This is a genomic window from Sphingomonas sorbitolis (assembly GCF_036663875.1).
Lineage (GTDB): Bacteria > Pseudomonadota > Alphaproteobacteria > Sphingomonadales > Sphingomonadaceae > Sphingomonas.
This window is the reverse complement of sequence record NZ_JAXOJS010000001.1, coordinates 1,129,522-1,145,473: the sequence shown is the minus strand read 5'-3', so window position 1 is coordinate 1,145,473 and position 15,952 is coordinate 1,129,522. Positions and strand designations below refer to the sequence as shown.

Sequence of the window (15,952 nt, the reverse complement as noted above, 5' to 3'; positions counted from 1 at the left end):
TGTGAAGAAGGGGCCGGCGCGCCCGAAGGTGACAAAGCGCTGGCCGGCTCCTAGACCGCGCGCGTTCGGGCGGCGGTGCTGCCGTCATGCGAGGGATCGTTCGTCATCTGCGGAATTGCCGGCCTTTACGCACGAGGTGGCGGTGTCGTCTCGCCCCGCCTCATTACCGCGCAGTGCGACACGATCCTGCACCGCGGACCCGATGACCAGGGCGTGATGACCGATGGCGATTTCGGCTTCGGGATGCGCCGGTTGAGCATTATCGACATCGAAGGCGGGCACCAGCCGTTCCACTCGCCCGACCATCGCTATGCGCTCGTCTTCAACGGCGAGATCTACAATTTCCGCGAATTGCGGCGCGAGTTGCAGGCGCTCGGTCGCGTGTTCGAGAGTGCGGGCGATACCGAAGTCATCCTCGCCGGCTATGAACGCTGGGGCGATGATGTCTGGGCGAGGCTCGACGGGATGTTCGCGGTCGCGGTGTGGGATACGCACGCCCGACGGCTCACGCTGGCGCGCGACCCGATCGGCATCAAACCGCTATACTATACCAACCAGGCGGCCGGGTTCGCGTTCGGCTCCGAGCTCAAGACGTTGACGTTGCTGCCGGGGATGGCGTTCGACGTCGACCACCGCGCGCTCCACGATTATTTCAGCTTCGGCCATGTCCGCACCCCGCGTTCGATCTATGCGCAGGTTCGCACCTTGCCGCCGGGTCATGTGATGACTGTCGACGCGAGCGGAACGCCGACGATGCGCGCCTATTGGACGCCGGCCTACCATCCCGCCGAGCCTTTGTCGGAAGCGCAGTGGATCACGCGGTTCCGCGACGAATGGCTCGACACGATCGGCAAGCAGATGGTCGCGGATGTCGATGTCGGGGCGTTTCTATCTGGCGGCGTGGATTCGTCGGCGGTGGTCGCGGCGATGGCGCAGGTCTCCGACCGCCCGGTCCGCACCTTCACGATCGGCTTCCCGGACCCGCGCTTCGACGAATCGCCGCATGCGGAGGCGATAGCGCGGCATCTCGGCTGCCACCACGTTACGCGCACCTTGGAACTCGCGGATGCGCAGGCGATGCTGCCCGAGGTCCAGCATTGCTATGACGAGCCGTTCGCCGACCCCTCCGCGGTGCCGACCTGGTACGTCAGCCAGATCGCCGCGCAGGAGGTGAAGGTCGCGCTGTCGGGCGATGGCGGCGACGAGCTATTCTTCGGGTATAAGCGGCATGCGACCGAGCGGCGGATTGGCGCATTGCCGGCACCGCTGCGTCATCTCGCCCGCGCGCTCGACGCGGTGCCGACCCTGCCGTCACGCCACGCGAACGCGGTGCTGCAACGCTGGCGGAAAACCACCGTTAGCGCCGCGCTCCCGAACGGCATCGCGCGATTCTTCGCCAAGACGCAGATCACGAACGAAGCCTTTCGTCGCGAGATCTTCTCGGCGGAGTTCATCGCCGAGGAGGAGGGCGGGATCGCCGCGCTGGTCGCGGAATATTTCCCCGACCCCGACGCGATCTCGACCGACACGCTGGAGCAGTTCGGCTTGGCGGACCTCGCGCTTAACCTCCCCGGCGCGATGCTGACCAAGGTCGATCGCGCGAGCATGGCGCATTCGCTCGAGGTTCGCGTGCCGATGCTAGGGCAGGGGATGGTCGACCTTGCCTTGTCAATGCCTGCAGACATGAAACTGCACGGCAAAATCGGCAAATACGTTATCCGCCAAGCCATCGCGCCGTGGCTGCCGGAAGGGATTCTCGACCGCCGGAAACAGGGGTTCCAGATGCCGCTGGCGGCGTGGTTCGCAGGCGATTTCGGGGCCTATGCCGAACAGCTCTGGCGCGACAGCGGCGTGCGCGAGCAGGGCATCTGGCGCGCCGACGCGGTCGACAAGGTGTTCGCCGATCACCGTGCGGGGCGGCGGGACTATAGCCGCTTCCTGTATGCTCTGGCGATCTACTGCCTGTGGTGGATCGGACGGCCCAAGGCCGTAACCGTTCGTGCTGAGTAGCGACCGAGTAGCTTCGAAGAAGCGTATCGAGGGCGCGTATCGAAGCATGGGTTCCGCGCGCCAACCTGTCCTTCGATACGCCCTCTCGATACGCTGCAAGAGCAGCTACTCGATGGCTACTCAGGACGAACGGAAGGGAGGGAGGTCGGCGTTAGCAGGTAGCGACCCCGCGAATCCTCAAGCCAACCAGCTCACTAACGTCTCACCCCGAGCTTTGCGCAGCATCGCCTGCACCAGCCGCACGAGATGCACCACCAGCGAAATCGCCGTCCACGCCGCCACCCCGATGATTCCCCAGTCCGGCCGCGTCACTAGCAACCCCACAAACAAAATCACCATGTTCGGGTTACGCCGCGCGGTGATCAGCCGGAACCAGCTGTCGAACCGTTCCCACACATGGATGTGCATCCCGAACCGGACGATGAACGCCCCCTCGATCAGCCGCTGCGCGACATAGCCGAACAGCATCGTCCCGATCACCGCCCAGAACACGCCGTCCTCGAGCGGTCGCCCGTATGGCGCACACCCCGCCGCCCAGGCCCACCACCAGAATGGCGGATGCACCAGGTCGACCCCGTGATCCCACGCATTCCCCAGCTTCGACGAGGTGATCGTGCAGCGCGCGAGCTTCCCATCGACGGTATCCAGCACCATGAAGAACAGCCCGGTCGCGAGGCCCGTCCAGAACCAGCCATACCAGAACGCCACCGTCGCAACGATGCACAGCACCGATCCGAGCGCAGTCACCTGGTTCGGCGTGATCCCCGCACGCGCGCAGACCCGCGTGATCGCCAGCGCCCATTCGGGCCACAGATACTTGGTCAGCAGGTCGGTGACGCCCTTGTACGCGCCGACATAGCTCGCGCGCTCGATCGCCGGCACGGCGGCGGGGGTGAGCAGTTCGGCGAACGGGCGCTCGCGCTTGCGCAGCGCCTCGTTGAGGATGCCTTCCTCGGCCTCGGCGGCGATCACTGTCAGCCCGGTCACCAGCGGCGCTTCGCCGAGCATCGCCGCGGTCATCCGCGCACGCTCATCGGCGTCGCGGACATGCGCGAGCACAGGGACGCCGGTACGCGTGACGACGGTACCGGGGCGCGACTTTAGATGCGCGATCCACACCGGATCGAACGCATAAGCGAGGTTGGCGAGGATTACGGGACCATTCCCATCGTCCTCCGGCAACCCCTGCGCGACGCCGATCCGCCGAATCCGCTCGGCATTGGTCATGCCCCAAAGCAGCGTGTCGTTCGCTCGGACCGTCCGGAGCGCTGGCGTGGGGGCTGTCGAATCTACCATCCCGCACCCGTTACCCGATCTGGTCGTGAAAGCGAGAGGGGCGTGGGATAGGTCGAGGCGCATACCTTCCCGCCCACCACGACTGCACCACACCGATTGCAACCACCCCGGCGAAGGCCGGGGCCCAATTGAAACGTCCGGAGTAATCTCGCGCAGTCCCTCGTTGGCAACGTCCCCCAATTGAGCCCCGGCCTCCGCCGGGGTGGTGGAGACTTAACGGGCTGGCGTGGCCTCCAGCAGTCGAAGAATCTCCCCCGCAGCCCGAGCCGCGCCCCCTTCGACCGCGCCGAGCGATTGCCCGGCGAACTCCACCTGAATCTTCACATACTCCGCATGCATCAACGCCGCCCGGTCCACCGCCGCCACGACGTCCGCAACCTCCTCAACCACCTCGCCACACCCCCACATCACGTAATTCGGATCGCCCTCCCACACGGCCCCCCCCGCATTGAGGAACACGCAAGGCCGCGGCCGCATGAGAAACTCGATCACCTGGCTCGACGTATCGCCCAGATACACGTCCGCGACGCCGGTATAGCTCCCATCGACCATCGCGAACCCATCGATATCGCAGTGCACATGGGCAAGATCGCCAATCTCGCGCATCAGGTCCGCGACCTCCGGAGCCTTCTCGACCAGTCGCTGGTGCGGCGCGAAGATCAGATTGTAGCGCCCGTCCGCGACGATCCGCCGCACCACCTCCGCCCCCCAGCGCCACCAGGACGAGCGATGCTGCTGCCAGTGCGGCGTATATAGGACGACCGGCCGCATATCCGCGAACGGCGGCGCGGCGTGCGTGCGGTGCGTGAAGTCGGCCTTCACATAGCCGGTGGCGACGAACCGCTCGGGCGCGAACCCGCGGTCGAGATACGTCTGCCGCTCCAGTTCGCTCGGCACCAGAGTCAACGCCGCCGCCCGCCGCCGCGGATCGTCGCGCGCGCTCATCGAGCCAACCCCGTGCGAGGTCTTCACGAACTTCGCGCGCATCGGAAACAGCCGCGGGAGCCACAAACTCGTCTGCTCGGCACATACCACGATCGTCGCGCTACGCAGATAGGGCAGTAGCCGAAGCAGTATCGGTATCTTCGCAGGCAGCACCGGATTACGCCCACTGCCGTCATCCGCAACGACACTAAACCCCGGTGCCCGCCGGATGCGAACGGTCGGGAAGGGCGCCGTCCAGCGCGTCAGCAACGTCTCGTGCACCGACGTGCTAACCCAGAGCTCGACCGGCACGTCCGACGTCGCGGCGAGCGCCTCGACGATCGGATAGAGATGCGGGATCAGCAGCGTCTCGCCGAGAAACAGGAACGCGACCTTTCCGCGCGCGCCGGGGCGGGTCATGCCCGGTGATCGCCTTCCCACAGCGCGATATCCTCGGGCCGGTCGATTTCCTGCCAGTGCGCGTCCGGCGGGATCCGGACGGCGCGGACGCCCGGCCCCCGCGCGACGCGGCCGACGACGGCGTGGTGATAGGCGTGGATGCCGTTCTCCTCGCCGATCACTTCGCGTAACGCCTCGGCATAGGCCGCGCCGCCATGCGACACGATCAGCCCGAGCGAACGATCCGTCGCCTCATGGCCGACGAGGTGCTTGCCGACGGCGATCACCCGGTCGCCGTCTGCCTCCACCAGCATGTCGTCGAGCCCGGCGTCGGCCAGCGGCTCGACCAGCAACGCCACGCCCCCCGTGTCGCCGCCAAGCGCGGTGCGCAGGATCGTCGGCTCGAACACCGTATCGCCGTTCATCAAGGCGAACGGCGCTTCGAGATACGCGCGTGCCGCCCAGACGCTGCCGATGCTGTTGGCGATCGCCCAGAACGGGTTGAAGACCAGCTCGGTCGGCAGGCCACCGTCTCGCGCGTCCAGATGCGCCGCGATCTGGTCGATCCGGTAGCCGCCGACCACCACCGCGCCATCGAACCCGGCCGCGGCGACCGCGTCGAGCTGGTGGTCGAGGATCGCGCGACCGCCGACCTCGACCAGGCATTTCGGCGTGGTGAGCGTGAGCGGCAGCAACCGCGATCCGTGACCCGCGGCAAGGATGATGGCCTTCATGGCGTGAGGCTGTACGGGCGAAGTGTGGCAGGAAAATGCATCGATCTGACGGCCTCCTACCTGCTTCCGGTTCCCCCGCGGAGGCGGGAGCCCAGGACCACGGACGCAGCGCTGCTTGATTCTGGGCCCCCGCCTTCGCGAGGGAACATCAGCGCTGCACCGCCGCCGCATCCGCCCGAGACCAGCCACCACCCATCGCTTGGTACAGTGTCACATACGCGGTCAGCCGATCCGCGCGCGCCTGCACCAGCGAGAGCTCCGCGGTGAGCAGCCCGCGCTGCGCATCGAGCTGGTCGATATACGCCGAATACCCTGCGCGGTACCGGTTCGACGCATTGCGCAGTGCACCCGCGAGCGCATCGCGTTGCCCGGCGAGCGCCACCGCCTGCTGACCCGACCGCTGCACGCCCGCCAGGCTGTCGTCGACCTCGCGGAACGCTTGCAGCGCGGTCCGGCGATACGCGAACGCGGCCTGGTCGCGGCGCGCGGTCGCGGCATCGGCCTGTGCCCCGAGCCGGCCGCCGTCGAAGATCGGGCTGAGCACGCTCGCGCCGATCGAGAACACCGCGATCGGGTTTGCCAGCGCGCTCGATAGCACCACGCCCGCCGAGCCGGTCAGCGCGAGGTTCGGCAGCATCGCCGCGCGGGCGCTGTCGAGCGAGCGGTCGGTCGCGACGAGCGTCTGCTCGGCCTGGTAGAGATCGGGGCGGCGGCGGAGCAGGTCGGCGGGGAGGCCATCCGGGATCGCTGGGGCCGCCAACTGGTCGAGCGTGCGGCCGCGCGGGATCGGGCCGGGATTGTCGCCGAGCAACAGGCTGAGCGCATTCTCCTGCCGGCTGATCGCCAGCTGCGCGGCGGGGACGAGCTGTTCGGTGGCGTGATACTCCGCCTCGGCCTGGCGCAGTTCGAGGTTCGAGGTGTAGCCGGTCTCGGCCCGCCGCCGCGCGATCCGTAGGCCTTCCGCACGCGCCGCGAGCGTCTGGCGCGCGACCGCGAGACGCTGGTCGAGCGCGCGGAGCGTGATGTACCCGGTCGCGACGCTGCTCGCGATGCCGAGCCGGACGGTGTCGCGCGCGGCTTCGCTGGCGAGCAGTTGCGCACGCGCGGCCTGGCTCGCGAGGCGGAGGCGACCGAACAGGTCGAGGTCGTAGCTGATCGCCACCCCCGGCTGCGCGCCGATCGCGTCGGAGGGCGTGCCGAGCGGGCTGACGGTCTGGCCGGTGGTGCTTGGTGCCGAGCCGCTGACGAGTGGGGTCTGTTGCGCGCGGGCAAGACGTGCGGCGGCGCGGGCTTCGTCGATGCGCGCGGCGGCCGAGCCGAGATCGGGGCTGTTGGCGAGCGCCCGAGCGACGAGGTCGGTGAGGACGGGGTCGCCGAACGCACTCCACCAGTCCGCACGGATCGGTGCCCCGGGGCTGAGCGCGGTGCGCCACGCCGGGGGCGGGGTTACCGCGGTGGTTGTGGGTGCCTCGGGGCGGGGGCCGATACAGGCGGTGGCGAGGAGGGCGAGGGTCAGGGCGGCGGTCGTTTTGCGACGTGGCCGCCCAATCGCGTGCCGCCATCCCGCAACGCTACGCCACCCCGGCGAAGGCCGGTGCCCAGGTGGAAAAGTCTCAGTAATAGCGGACGGCGCTTCGTTATCACCGTCCCCCAACTGGGCCCCGACCTTCGCCGGGGTGGGGCAGTTTGGGGTGGGACTTGCACCTCTTTTCCCGTTGCTGCGGACGCGGCTCAAGCAAGCAATGTTTCGCCGCGAAGGCGGGGATCCAGACTGGGCTCCCGCCTTTGCGGGAGAACAAGACGAGGGCGCGACGCCAGGTTCAGGCCGCATCACCGAACCCCCGGCCCGCCAGCGGTATCCACCCGAGCCTGCACCGACATCCCCGGTCGCAACCGTGCGCTCAGCGGCTGCCCCGCATCCACCCGAATCCGCACCGCGATCCGCTGCGGCACCTTGGTGAAGTTGCCCGTCGCATTGTCCGCCTTCAGCACCGCGAACTCCGACCCCGCCGCGGGGGAGATCCGCTCGACACGGCCAGTCAGCCGCGCGTTCGCCAACCCGTCCACCGTGAACGACGCCGGCTGCCCAACCACCATCTTGGCGGTCTGCGCTTCCTTGAAGTTCGCGATCACCCACGTCTCGGGCGGCACCAGGAACATCAGCTGCGACCCGGCCGTCACATACTGCCCGAGCCGAACGCCGACCTCGCTCAGCCGCCCTGTCTCGGGCGCACGGATCACGGTGTTGGCGAGGTCGATCCGGGCGAGCTGTCGTGCCGCCTCCGCGCCCGAGACACCCGCCTGCTGGCCACCACGCCCGACCTCGACCGTACGGATATCCTGCCGCGCGATCTCCCGCGCGGCCTTGGCTTGCCGGACCTGCGCCTGCACCTGGCGCAACGCCGCCAGCGTCTGGTCACGCTCGCGCAGCGACACCGAGCCGTCCGTCACGAGGTCGTTGACGCGCGCCATGTCGGCCTGCGCGCGCATCAATTGCGCCTCGGCATTCGCGACCGCGGCGTCCTGCGCCGCGAACGTCGCCTCGCGGCTGGCGGCCGTCTGCCGGCTGTTGGCGAGCGTCGCAGCCTGCGCATCGACCTGCGCCTGCGCCTGATCGACGCGCTGGCGATAGATGCGGTCGTCGATCTTCACCAGCGGATCGCCCTGCTTCACATCGGCGAAATCGCGCACGAGCACCTGCGTCACATAGCCGCTGACCTGCGGGCTGATCACCGTCGTCCGGCCGCGGACATAGGCGTTGTCGGTCGACTGATAGCTCGTCGCGAACGGGGGCAGGCGCCATGCCGCCAGCACCGCGCACACGCCCGCGATCGCGAGCAAGGCGATGACGATGATGACGTTGCGGCTGGGCGGTTGCGGCCGCCAGCCGGAGCCGACCGGCGTGACCGGGGCGGCTGGTGCAGCGGCCACCGCCGCCTGCTTTTCTTCGGTCGCCGGCCCCTCGGCCACCGGGCTGCGTGCGTCGCTCATGTCGTCCCCTCAACCGGGCCCTCAAGCCGCGCCCGTCTCTCGCGTCGCGCGCGTCTCGCCAGCAGGAACAGCAGATATCCAAACGTCCCGCCGGCGAGGACCGCGATCAACCGGAAGACGTCGTCATACGCAAGCACGTTCGCCTCCCGCGTCGTGGTTTGCGACAGGATCGCGGCGCCCTCCGCATTGCGCAGCGTTGGATCGACGATCACCCGGCTGACCGCGGCGCCACCGGCGGCGATGCGCTGCGTCACGATCGGGTCGGTCGGGGAGATCTGCTGGACAAGCGCGACGCTGTTCGCCTTCTCGCGGATCACCTGATAGCTGCCGAGCAGCGCGGTGCCGCCGATCCCGCCAAGCGAATTGATGATCCCGAACAGCGCGATGAAGCTGATGATGTGCCCCGCGCCTTCCTTCAGCGCGCGGGTCATGCCGAACAGCAAAGCGGGGCCGAGGAAGAACGTCGCGGAGAAGCCGATGATCGCCTGCGTCACGTACATCTGCGGCGCGCGCGTCAGGCTGGTCGCGTAGGAATCGAACCATGCCGCTACTGCTACGAGGCCAATGGCCAGCATGATCGGGTGGCCGAGCCGCTCGACGTCCAAGGTCACCGCGCTCGCGATCACGCCGGCGACCGACGCGACGAAGATGATCAGGAAGAACGGCACGAGCTGGTCGTTGTTCTGGCCGAGCACGGTGAGCAGCCCGACCGACGCATAGGTCTGCTCCGACAGCACGATCCGCGCCATCACGATCACGATCGTGAAGCGGACGATGTCGGCGCTGCCCAGCCACCGGGTGTTGAGCAGCGGGTTGGCGCGGTGATGCTCGACGACTATCGCGGCGGCGAACATCGGGATCGCAACGATCAGCGCCCAGCCGATCCACGGCGCGTTGGTCCACCACACGATCCGCCCGAGCCCGAGCACCGCGGCGAACAGCGCGGTCGAGCCGGCGAACAGCACGAACGTCAGGAAGTCGAGCGGCTCGAACGCCTTGCTCCGCGTCGTCGGTGGCAGGCGAAGCGCGGCGACCGCGGCGAGCGAGAGCAGTGCAAGCCCGAGTTCGAACAGGTACAAAGTGCGCCACTGCGACATCGCCAGCAGGTCGGGCGAGAACAGCCGTGCGAGCGGCGTCGCGCATTGCGGGATGCCGATGCCGAGCACGACCGCCTTCAACCGCCATTTCGCGGGGAGCGACTGCATCACGTAATAGAGGCACAGGCTGCTTAGCGCGGCGCCCGCCATCCCGCTGATCGCCCGCACCGCGATCGCGGTCGCGAAGCCGTGGACGAACAGATGCGCGAGCGTGATCAGCACGTAGAGAATCAGGAAGATCATCGCGAACGGGCGCAGGCCGAACTGCGCGCGGAACTTGATCATCAGCAGGTTTATGCTGACGTTGGTCATCACGTAGACCGTCGGCAACCACGCGATCTCGGCGGGATCGAGCCCGAGCGCGCCCTGGAGCGTATAGGTGTTGGCGCTGATCAGCGCGTTGCCGAAGCCTACCGTCAGGCCGAGCAGGATACCGATCAGCGCGTAGGCGATCTGGCGGTGTCTGGGGTGCGCTGGCGAGCCGGGGGAGCCGGGGAGGACAGGGCGTTCGTGTTCGGCGAAGTGCCAGTCCTCTTCGCTCAGGAAGTGTCTGATTCTCTGGGCGATCATGGTTGGGCGGTTCTGGCATGATCGGGGGGAGACGTCATTGGGTATCGTTTGCGGCGGAGCGTAATCGGCAGCAAAAACATGACCACACCGGCGGAGGCCGGGGCCCAGTTGGGGGATGGGATTAACTGCGGACAGCCCGTTGTTACTGCCACCTTTCCAACTGGGCCCCGGCCTCCGCCGGGGTGGTGGTTTTTTGATGAGATGGCCGTCCCAAGTTCACCGCCAACCAAAATGCTGCACTGCAGCGGAACATCCCGCTTCCCCCAACCGTTGCGCTAAAATGCGCATGTTCAGATCGCTCCACATACCCCCCGAATGGGTCTGGCTGGAGAGCGTCGCCGTCGTTTCGGCCGCCGTCCTCGTCGCGCTGGTCGCGCATTGGCTGACGATGCGGATCGGCGGCCATGCGCAGCGGCGCTCGACCGCCAAGACCGACGGCCTCGTCCTCGCCCGCGTCCGCCGCCCGTTGCGCGCGGTGTTCGTTTCCGTCGCGGTCGCGTTCGTCTCGCGCATCCTGCCGATGGACAACGACATCGAGGATCTGTGGAAGCAATTGCTCGGCTTTCTGGTCCCCGGGTTGCTAGGCTGGCTCGCGGTCGCGGCCCTCCGCGCGTTTCAGGACGTGATCGAGATCCGTGCCGACATCTCGGTCGAGGACAATCTCCGCGCTCGGCGGAAACGCACGCGGGCGGCGATTCTCGGGCGGATCGGGACGTTCTTCATCATATTCGTCAGCGTCTGCCTGATGCTGCTGAGCGTCCCCGGCATCCGCTCGATCGGCGTCACGCTGATGGCGTCCGCCGGTATTGCCGGCCTCGTCGTCGGTGCCGCCGCACAGCCCGCGCTGAAGAACCTGATCGCGGGCGTGCAGATGGCGTTCACCGAGCCGATCCGGATCGATGATGTGCTGATCGTCGACGGCGAATGGGGGCGGGTCGAGCAGATCAACCTGACGTTCGTGGTCATCAAGATCTGGGACGAACGCCGCCTCGTCGTGCCGGTGTCGAAGTTCCTCGAACAGAGCTTCCAGAACTGGACGCGCGAGACCAGCCAGCTGATGGGGTCGGTGTTCTGGTATCTCGATCCGTCCGCCGACGTGCCGCGGCTGCGCGAGAAACTGGGGGAGATCGTCACCTCCAACCCGCGTTGGGACAAGCGGTTCTACAACCTCCAGGTGACCGACGTGAAGACGGACTGCATCGAACTGCGCGGTTTGATGACCGCCAAGGACGCTGCGATCGCGTTCGATCTGCGGTGTGATGTGCGGGAAGCGTTGCTGAAGTATATCCGCGAGGAAATGCCCGAAGCCATCCCGCGCAACCGCCTGCTGATGGCGCCGGACCCGGTGCCGCGGACCTAAGCGAATCCTCCCCCGCCAGGGGGAGGTGGCGCCGAAGGCGACGGAGGGGGAGGCACGCGCCACGTGCGTTCCGTGTCCTCCCCCCTCCGTCTGGCAAGTGCCAGCCACCTCCCCCTGGCGGGGGAGGATTGAATTACGCCTCGACGTGCTCGGGCACCGCCTCGAGGGCCGTAATAAACAGCTCGCACCACCACATCACGTCCTCCTTCCGGACGTTGTCGATCAGCTTCTCCCACCGCGCTTTCCGCTCGGCCAGCGGCATCTTCAGCGCCCGGTCGATCGCGTCGGACATCTCCTCGGGGCTGTACGGATTGACCAGCACCGCGTCCTTCAACTGCGTCGCCGCGCCCGCGAAGTGCGACAGCACCAGTACGCCCGGATCCTCGGGGTCCTGCGCCGCGACATATTCCTTCGCGACCAGGTTCATCCCGTCGCGCAACGGCGTCACCAGCCCGACCCGGGCGGCGCGATAAATCCCCGCCAGTACATCGCGCGGAAAGCCCTTGTTGACGTAGCGGATCGGCGTCCAGTCGATGTCCGAATATTCGCCGTTGATCCGCCCCGACATCGAATCGAGGTTCGCGCGGATCTCCTGGTAGGTATCGACCTTCTCACGCGAAGGCGGCGCGATCTGGAGCATGTAGACCAGCCCACGCCGATCCGGATGCGACCCGAGGAAGCGCTCGTACCCCGCGAACCGCTCGGCGAGACCCTTCGAATAATCGAGCCGGTCGACCCCGACGATCAGGCTGCGGCCGGTGGCGGACATGTACATCCGCTCCTTTGCGTGCCGCGCCGCGTCGCTGTTCGCCGACTTCTCGAAGTCCGCGGTCTCGATCCCGATCGGGGTCGTGATCGCCTTGATCGTGCGATCGCCAACCGTCACCCAGCCATCCTCGCCGACCACGCCGTCGAGCTGGCTCGTCACGTAATGCAGGAAGCTGTCGAGCCAGTCCTGCGTCTGGAACCCGATCACGTCGTACGCGAACATCGATTCGACCAGCGCGCGGTGGCTCGGCAGCGACAGCAGCATCGCCATCGGCGGCCACGGGATGTGGAGGAAGAACCCGATCTTGTTCTCGACGCCGAGCTTGCGCAGTTCCTGGCCGAGCGGGACGTGGTGGTAATCGTGGACCCACACCAGATCCTCAGGCTCGATCAAGGGCAGCACCGTCTCCGCGAACCGCTTGTTCACGCGCGCATAGCCGCTCGAGAAATCGCGTTCGAACTCGGTCAGGTCGATCCGGTAATGGAACAGCGGCCACAGCGTGCGGTTCGCATAGCCGTTATAATATTCGTCGAAATCTTGCTCTTCGAGGTCGATCGTCGCGGTGGTGACGCCCTTGCCCTGCTGGAAATTGATATGTCCCGTGAAGGTCTCGGTGGTCGATCCCGACCAGCCGAACCACACGCCGCCCTTTTCGCGGAGCGCGGCGAGCAGCGCGACCGCGAGGCCGCCCTGATTGCCCGAGGGGGCATCGACCGACTGAACGCGGTTCGAGATGACGACGAGGCGGCTCATCGGACAGAACTCCACGGTTTGCTGAGCAGGACCGCGCAGTTGATCAGCCCCACCAGCGAATAGGTTTGCGGATAATTGCCCCACAGCTCGCCGGTATTCGGATCGATATCCTCCGACAGCAGCCCGGCAGGCGTCCGCCGCGCGACCATCTCGCAGAACAGCGCGCGGGCATCCGCGGTCCGGCCGGTCGCGTGCAGCGCCTCGATCAGCCAGAAGGTGCAGACGTTGAACGCGGTGTGCGGCAGGCCGAAATCATCCTCGGTCGCATAGCGCAGCATGTGGCTGCCACGCCGCAGCCCTTCCTCGACCGCCTTCAGCGTCGACTGGAACCGCGGATCGTCGGGCGCGAAGAAGCGCAGGTCGAGCAGCTGGATCAGGCTCGCATCGAGATCGTCGCCACCGAACGTCGCCGAGATACGCTGCGTCTCCTCGCGCCAGGCCGACTGCTCGATCGTCGTGCGGATCGTGTTCGCGCGCTCTTCCCAGAACGTCCGGCGATCCTCGAGCCCGAGAACCTCCGCCGCGTTGGCCAGCCGGTCGCACGCCGCCCAGCACATCGCTGCCGAATAGGTGTGGACGTGCGCCTTGGTGCGCAACTCCCAAAGGCCAGCGTCGGGCTTGTCGTACGTCTCCCACGCGCGGTCGCCTACCAGTTCGAGGCTCTTGAAGTCTTCCTCGCTCGACATCCGGAACAGCCGCTTGTCGAAGAACGCCTGGACGTCGGACAGGATGATCTGGCCGTACGCGTCGTGCTGGATCTGCTCGTACGCCTGGTTGCCGACGCGCACCGGACCCATCCCGCGATAGCCGGGCAGGTCGCTTTCGATCCGCTCGGTCAGCGTCGCCTCGCCGCCGACGCCGTAGAGCGGCTGGACGTGCCCCCCCTTCGACGCATCGACGATGTTGCGCAGATATTCGAGATAGCCCTCCAGTGCATCGAGCGCACCCAGCCGGTTCAGCGCCTGCACCGTGTAATAGGCGTCGCGGATCCAGCAGTAGCGATAGTCCCAGTTGCGCTCCGACCCCTCATGCTCGGGGATCGAGGTGGTGAGCGCGGCGACGATCGCGCCGGTCTCCTCGTGCTGGCACAGTTTCAGCGTGATCGCCGCGCGGATGACGACGTCCTGCCACTCGACCGGCGTCGCCAGCCCGCGCACCCAGTGCCGCCACTCGTCCTTGGTCCGCGACAGCATCGCTTCGGCCGCCTCGTGCAGCACGCCCGCGAAGCTTTCGTCGGGGCCGAGGAACAGGTGCATCTGGCGTTCGAGCCGGAACCAGTTCTCGCCGACGATATGCCCGACCGGCGCATCGGTGGTCAGCCGCAGGGTCTGGTCGTCCATCAGGAAACGGATGTGGTTCGAGCCCTGCGTATGCTCGGTCGCATGCCCCCAGTTGGTCGCGACGCGCATGCGGATGCGGATCCGCGGCGAGCCCGCGACCGGCTTGACGATCCGGACGAAGCTGGTCGGGCGATAGGTCCGCCCCTCGCGCACGAAGCGCGGACAGAAATCGATCACCTCGACCGCGTTGCCGGCCTCGTCCTCGTGCCGCGTCACCAGGATCGGCGTGTTGCGGATATAGGCCTGCGTGGTCTTGGCGGCGTTCTCGATCTCGATCGCCCAAAACCCGGTCTCGGGCGCATCGCCGCCGAGCAGCGCGCAGAACGCCGGGTCGCCATCGACGCGGGGCACGCAGCCCCAGACGAACGTGCCGGTCTTGTCGATCAGCGCGGAGACCTGGCAATTGCCGATCGGCCACAGGTTCATGTCGGCTTTTTGGGTAGGTGCGGTCATCGTATTTCCAATATGGCAGCAATCCAGTCGCGAAGTGCAGCAACGTCGTTCAGGCGGTAGGTGGCGGCGGTAGGCCGTTGCTCGCCGATCAGCACGCCCGCCCCGCCAAGGTCGCGCGCCGCCTCGAACCCGTCCTCGTCGGTGACGTCGTCGCCGAAGAAATACGGCACGCTGCCCGTCATCGCGGGCGCCGCGATCAGGTCGCGGAGGGCGGCGCCCTTGTCGCCGGGGGTGCGTAGCTCGACCATCATCTTGCCGCGCTGGAGCGTGAGGCCGTGGGTGGCGGCGAGGTCTTCGGCGAGGCGGACGGCGGCGGGTTCGAAGTCCGGCGCCATCCGGTAGTGCAGCCCGGCGCCGAGGCTCTTGGCTTCGTAGACCAGGCCGTTGGCGTCGGCGAAATTGCGAAACGAGGCGGCGGCGGCTTCGAGCGAGGCGGGGCGCTCGGCCGCGACATGACCGTCCTCGGGCGTGCGCGTCTCGGCCCCGTGACTGCCGGCGACCGCAAACAAATGCGCGTGGCGCCCGAGCATCGCGTCGAGCTGCGCGATCGAGCGCCCGCTGATGATCGCGACGCGACCGGGGAAGCGCTCGGCGAGCGTATCGAGCGTATCGAGCAGGATCTGGCTCACCACGACCGCATCGGGTGTCGCGGCAAGGTCGATGAGCGTCCCGTCGAAATCGAAGAACAGGCTCACGGCGTCGGGCACGGCAAGGGACGGCGCGAGGTCATCAGTCGCGGGCTGGCGTTCGGCTAGCATTATCCCTGAACCCCTAGCGCCACCGCTCCGTTCCGCTGCACTGCAAAATTGGAACGGGTGCGGTTCGATTTTTCGGGGTGGGGGCGGGGTGGATTGGGTGGGGCGGGGTGGCAGCGGAACTGCGCCTCCTTGTTCTCCCGCGAACGCGGGAGCCCAGGACCCAGCAGCGCATCGCCCTTAAACCTGGCCCCCCGCCTCCGCGGGGGAACAAGGAGGCGGCGGACCCTGATCTCCTACCTCATCTACCACCCCGGCGAAGGCCGGGGCCCAGTTGGGGGACGGCAATGAAGCATGTTGCGCGCTATTACCTCAGACGTTCCAACTGGGCCCCGGCCTCCGCCGGGGAGGTACTAAAGCGGGGAGGTGCTAAAGGATGCGCATCTCACTACCTTTCAGGCCTGCAAACCTTGTTTCCCCGCGAAGGCGGGGACCCAGACTGGACTCCCGCCTTCGTGGGAGAACAAAGCAGCGGGGAGTGCTTCACATTAAACAGCGTAT

Annotated in this window: 11 protein-coding genes; 2 read left to right on the top strand and 9 right to left on the bottom strand. The window is 67.2% G+C overall.

Annotated features, from left to right (window positions below):
* Nucleotides 1-75: 75 nt before the first annotated feature.
* Nucleotides 76-2,010 (top strand): asparagine synthase (glutamine-hydrolyzing), encoded by a 1,935-nt coding sequence (gene asnB / locus U1763_RS04840; RefSeq protein WP_332754313.1) that lies wholly within the window; start codon nucleotides 76-78, stop codon nucleotides 2,008-2,010.
* Nucleotides 2,011-2,187: 177 nt separating this feature from the next.
* Here the strand turns inward: asnB and U1763_RS04835 are convergent, their stop codons facing one another.
* The 6 genes from U1763_RS04835 to U1763_RS04810 form a co-directional block, all read right to left on the bottom strand.
* Nucleotides 2,188-3,306 carry a CDP-alcohol phosphatidyltransferase family protein gene (locus U1763_RS04835; RefSeq protein ID WP_132740287.1) on the bottom strand — a complete coding sequence of 373 codons (1,119 nt, stop codon included), beginning with the start codon at nucleotides 3,304-3,306 and terminating at the stop codon, nucleotides 2,188-2,190.
* A gap of 213 nt (nucleotides 3,307-3,519) precedes the next feature.
* Entirely contained in the window at nucleotides 3,520-4,650 is a 1,131-nt protein-coding gene (locus U1763_RS04830) for a CDP-glycerol glycerophosphotransferase family protein (RefSeq protein WP_332754312.1), read from the bottom strand.
* Complete coding sequence (locus tag U1763_RS04825; protein ID WP_332754311.1) at nucleotides 4,647-5,363, bottom strand: phosphocholine cytidylyltransferase family protein; 717 nt, start codon at nucleotides 5,361-5,363, stop codon at nucleotides 4,647-4,649. Before U1763_RS04825 ends, U1763_RS04830 begins: the two co-directional genes overlap by 4 nt.
* A 148-nt stretch (nucleotides 5,364-5,511) precedes the next feature.
* Nucleotides 5,512-6,912, bottom strand: a complete 1,401-nt coding sequence (locus tag U1763_RS04820) for an efflux transporter outer membrane subunit (RefSeq protein WP_443026885.1) — start codon at nucleotides 6,910-6,912, stop codon at nucleotides 5,512-5,514.
* Between the two features lie 281 nt (nucleotides 6,913-7,193).
* Nucleotides 7,194-8,354, bottom strand: a complete 1,161-nt coding sequence (locus tag U1763_RS04815; protein ID WP_332754310.1) for an HlyD family secretion protein — start codon at nucleotides 8,352-8,354, stop codon at nucleotides 7,194-7,196.
* Nucleotides 8,351-10,021, bottom strand: a complete 1,671-nt coding sequence (locus tag U1763_RS04810) for an MFS transporter (RefSeq protein WP_332754309.1) — start codon at nucleotides 10,019-10,021, stop codon at nucleotides 8,351-8,353. The genes U1763_RS04815 and U1763_RS04810 overlap by 4 nt, the downstream gene beginning before the upstream one ends.
* Nucleotides 10,022-10,307: 286 nt before the next feature.
* Between U1763_RS04810 and U1763_RS04805 the strand changes: the two genes are divergently transcribed.
* A complete protein-coding gene (locus tag U1763_RS04805) occupies nucleotides 10,308-11,381 on the top strand; it encodes a mechanosensitive ion channel family protein (protein ID WP_332754308.1) in 1,074 nt (357 codons plus the stop codon).
* A 133-nt stretch (nucleotides 11,382-11,514) separates the two neighbouring features.
* On the opposite strand, the gene U1763_RS04800 is transcribed toward U1763_RS04805, so the two are convergent.
* From U1763_RS04800 to otsB, 3 genes are read right to left on the bottom strand one after another with little or no spacing between them, the layout of a single operon-like run.
* On the bottom strand, nucleotides 11,515-12,903 hold the full coding sequence (locus U1763_RS04800) for an alpha,alpha-trehalose-phosphate synthase (UDP-forming) (RefSeq protein WP_332754307.1): 1,389 nt from the start codon (nucleotides 12,901-12,903) through the stop codon (nucleotides 11,515-11,517).
* Entirely contained in the window at nucleotides 12,900-14,696 is a 1,797-nt protein-coding gene (locus U1763_RS04795) for a glycoside hydrolase family 15 protein (RefSeq protein ID WP_332754306.1), read from the bottom strand. Before U1763_RS04795 ends, U1763_RS04800 begins: the two co-directional genes overlap by 4 nt.
* Nucleotides 14,693-15,454, bottom strand: a complete 762-nt coding sequence (otsB, locus tag U1763_RS04790; protein ID WP_332754305.1) for a trehalose-phosphatase — start codon at nucleotides 15,452-15,454, stop codon at nucleotides 14,693-14,695. The genes U1763_RS04795 and otsB overlap by 4 nt, the downstream gene beginning before the upstream one ends.
* Nucleotides 15,455-15,952 lie beyond the last annotated feature (498 nt).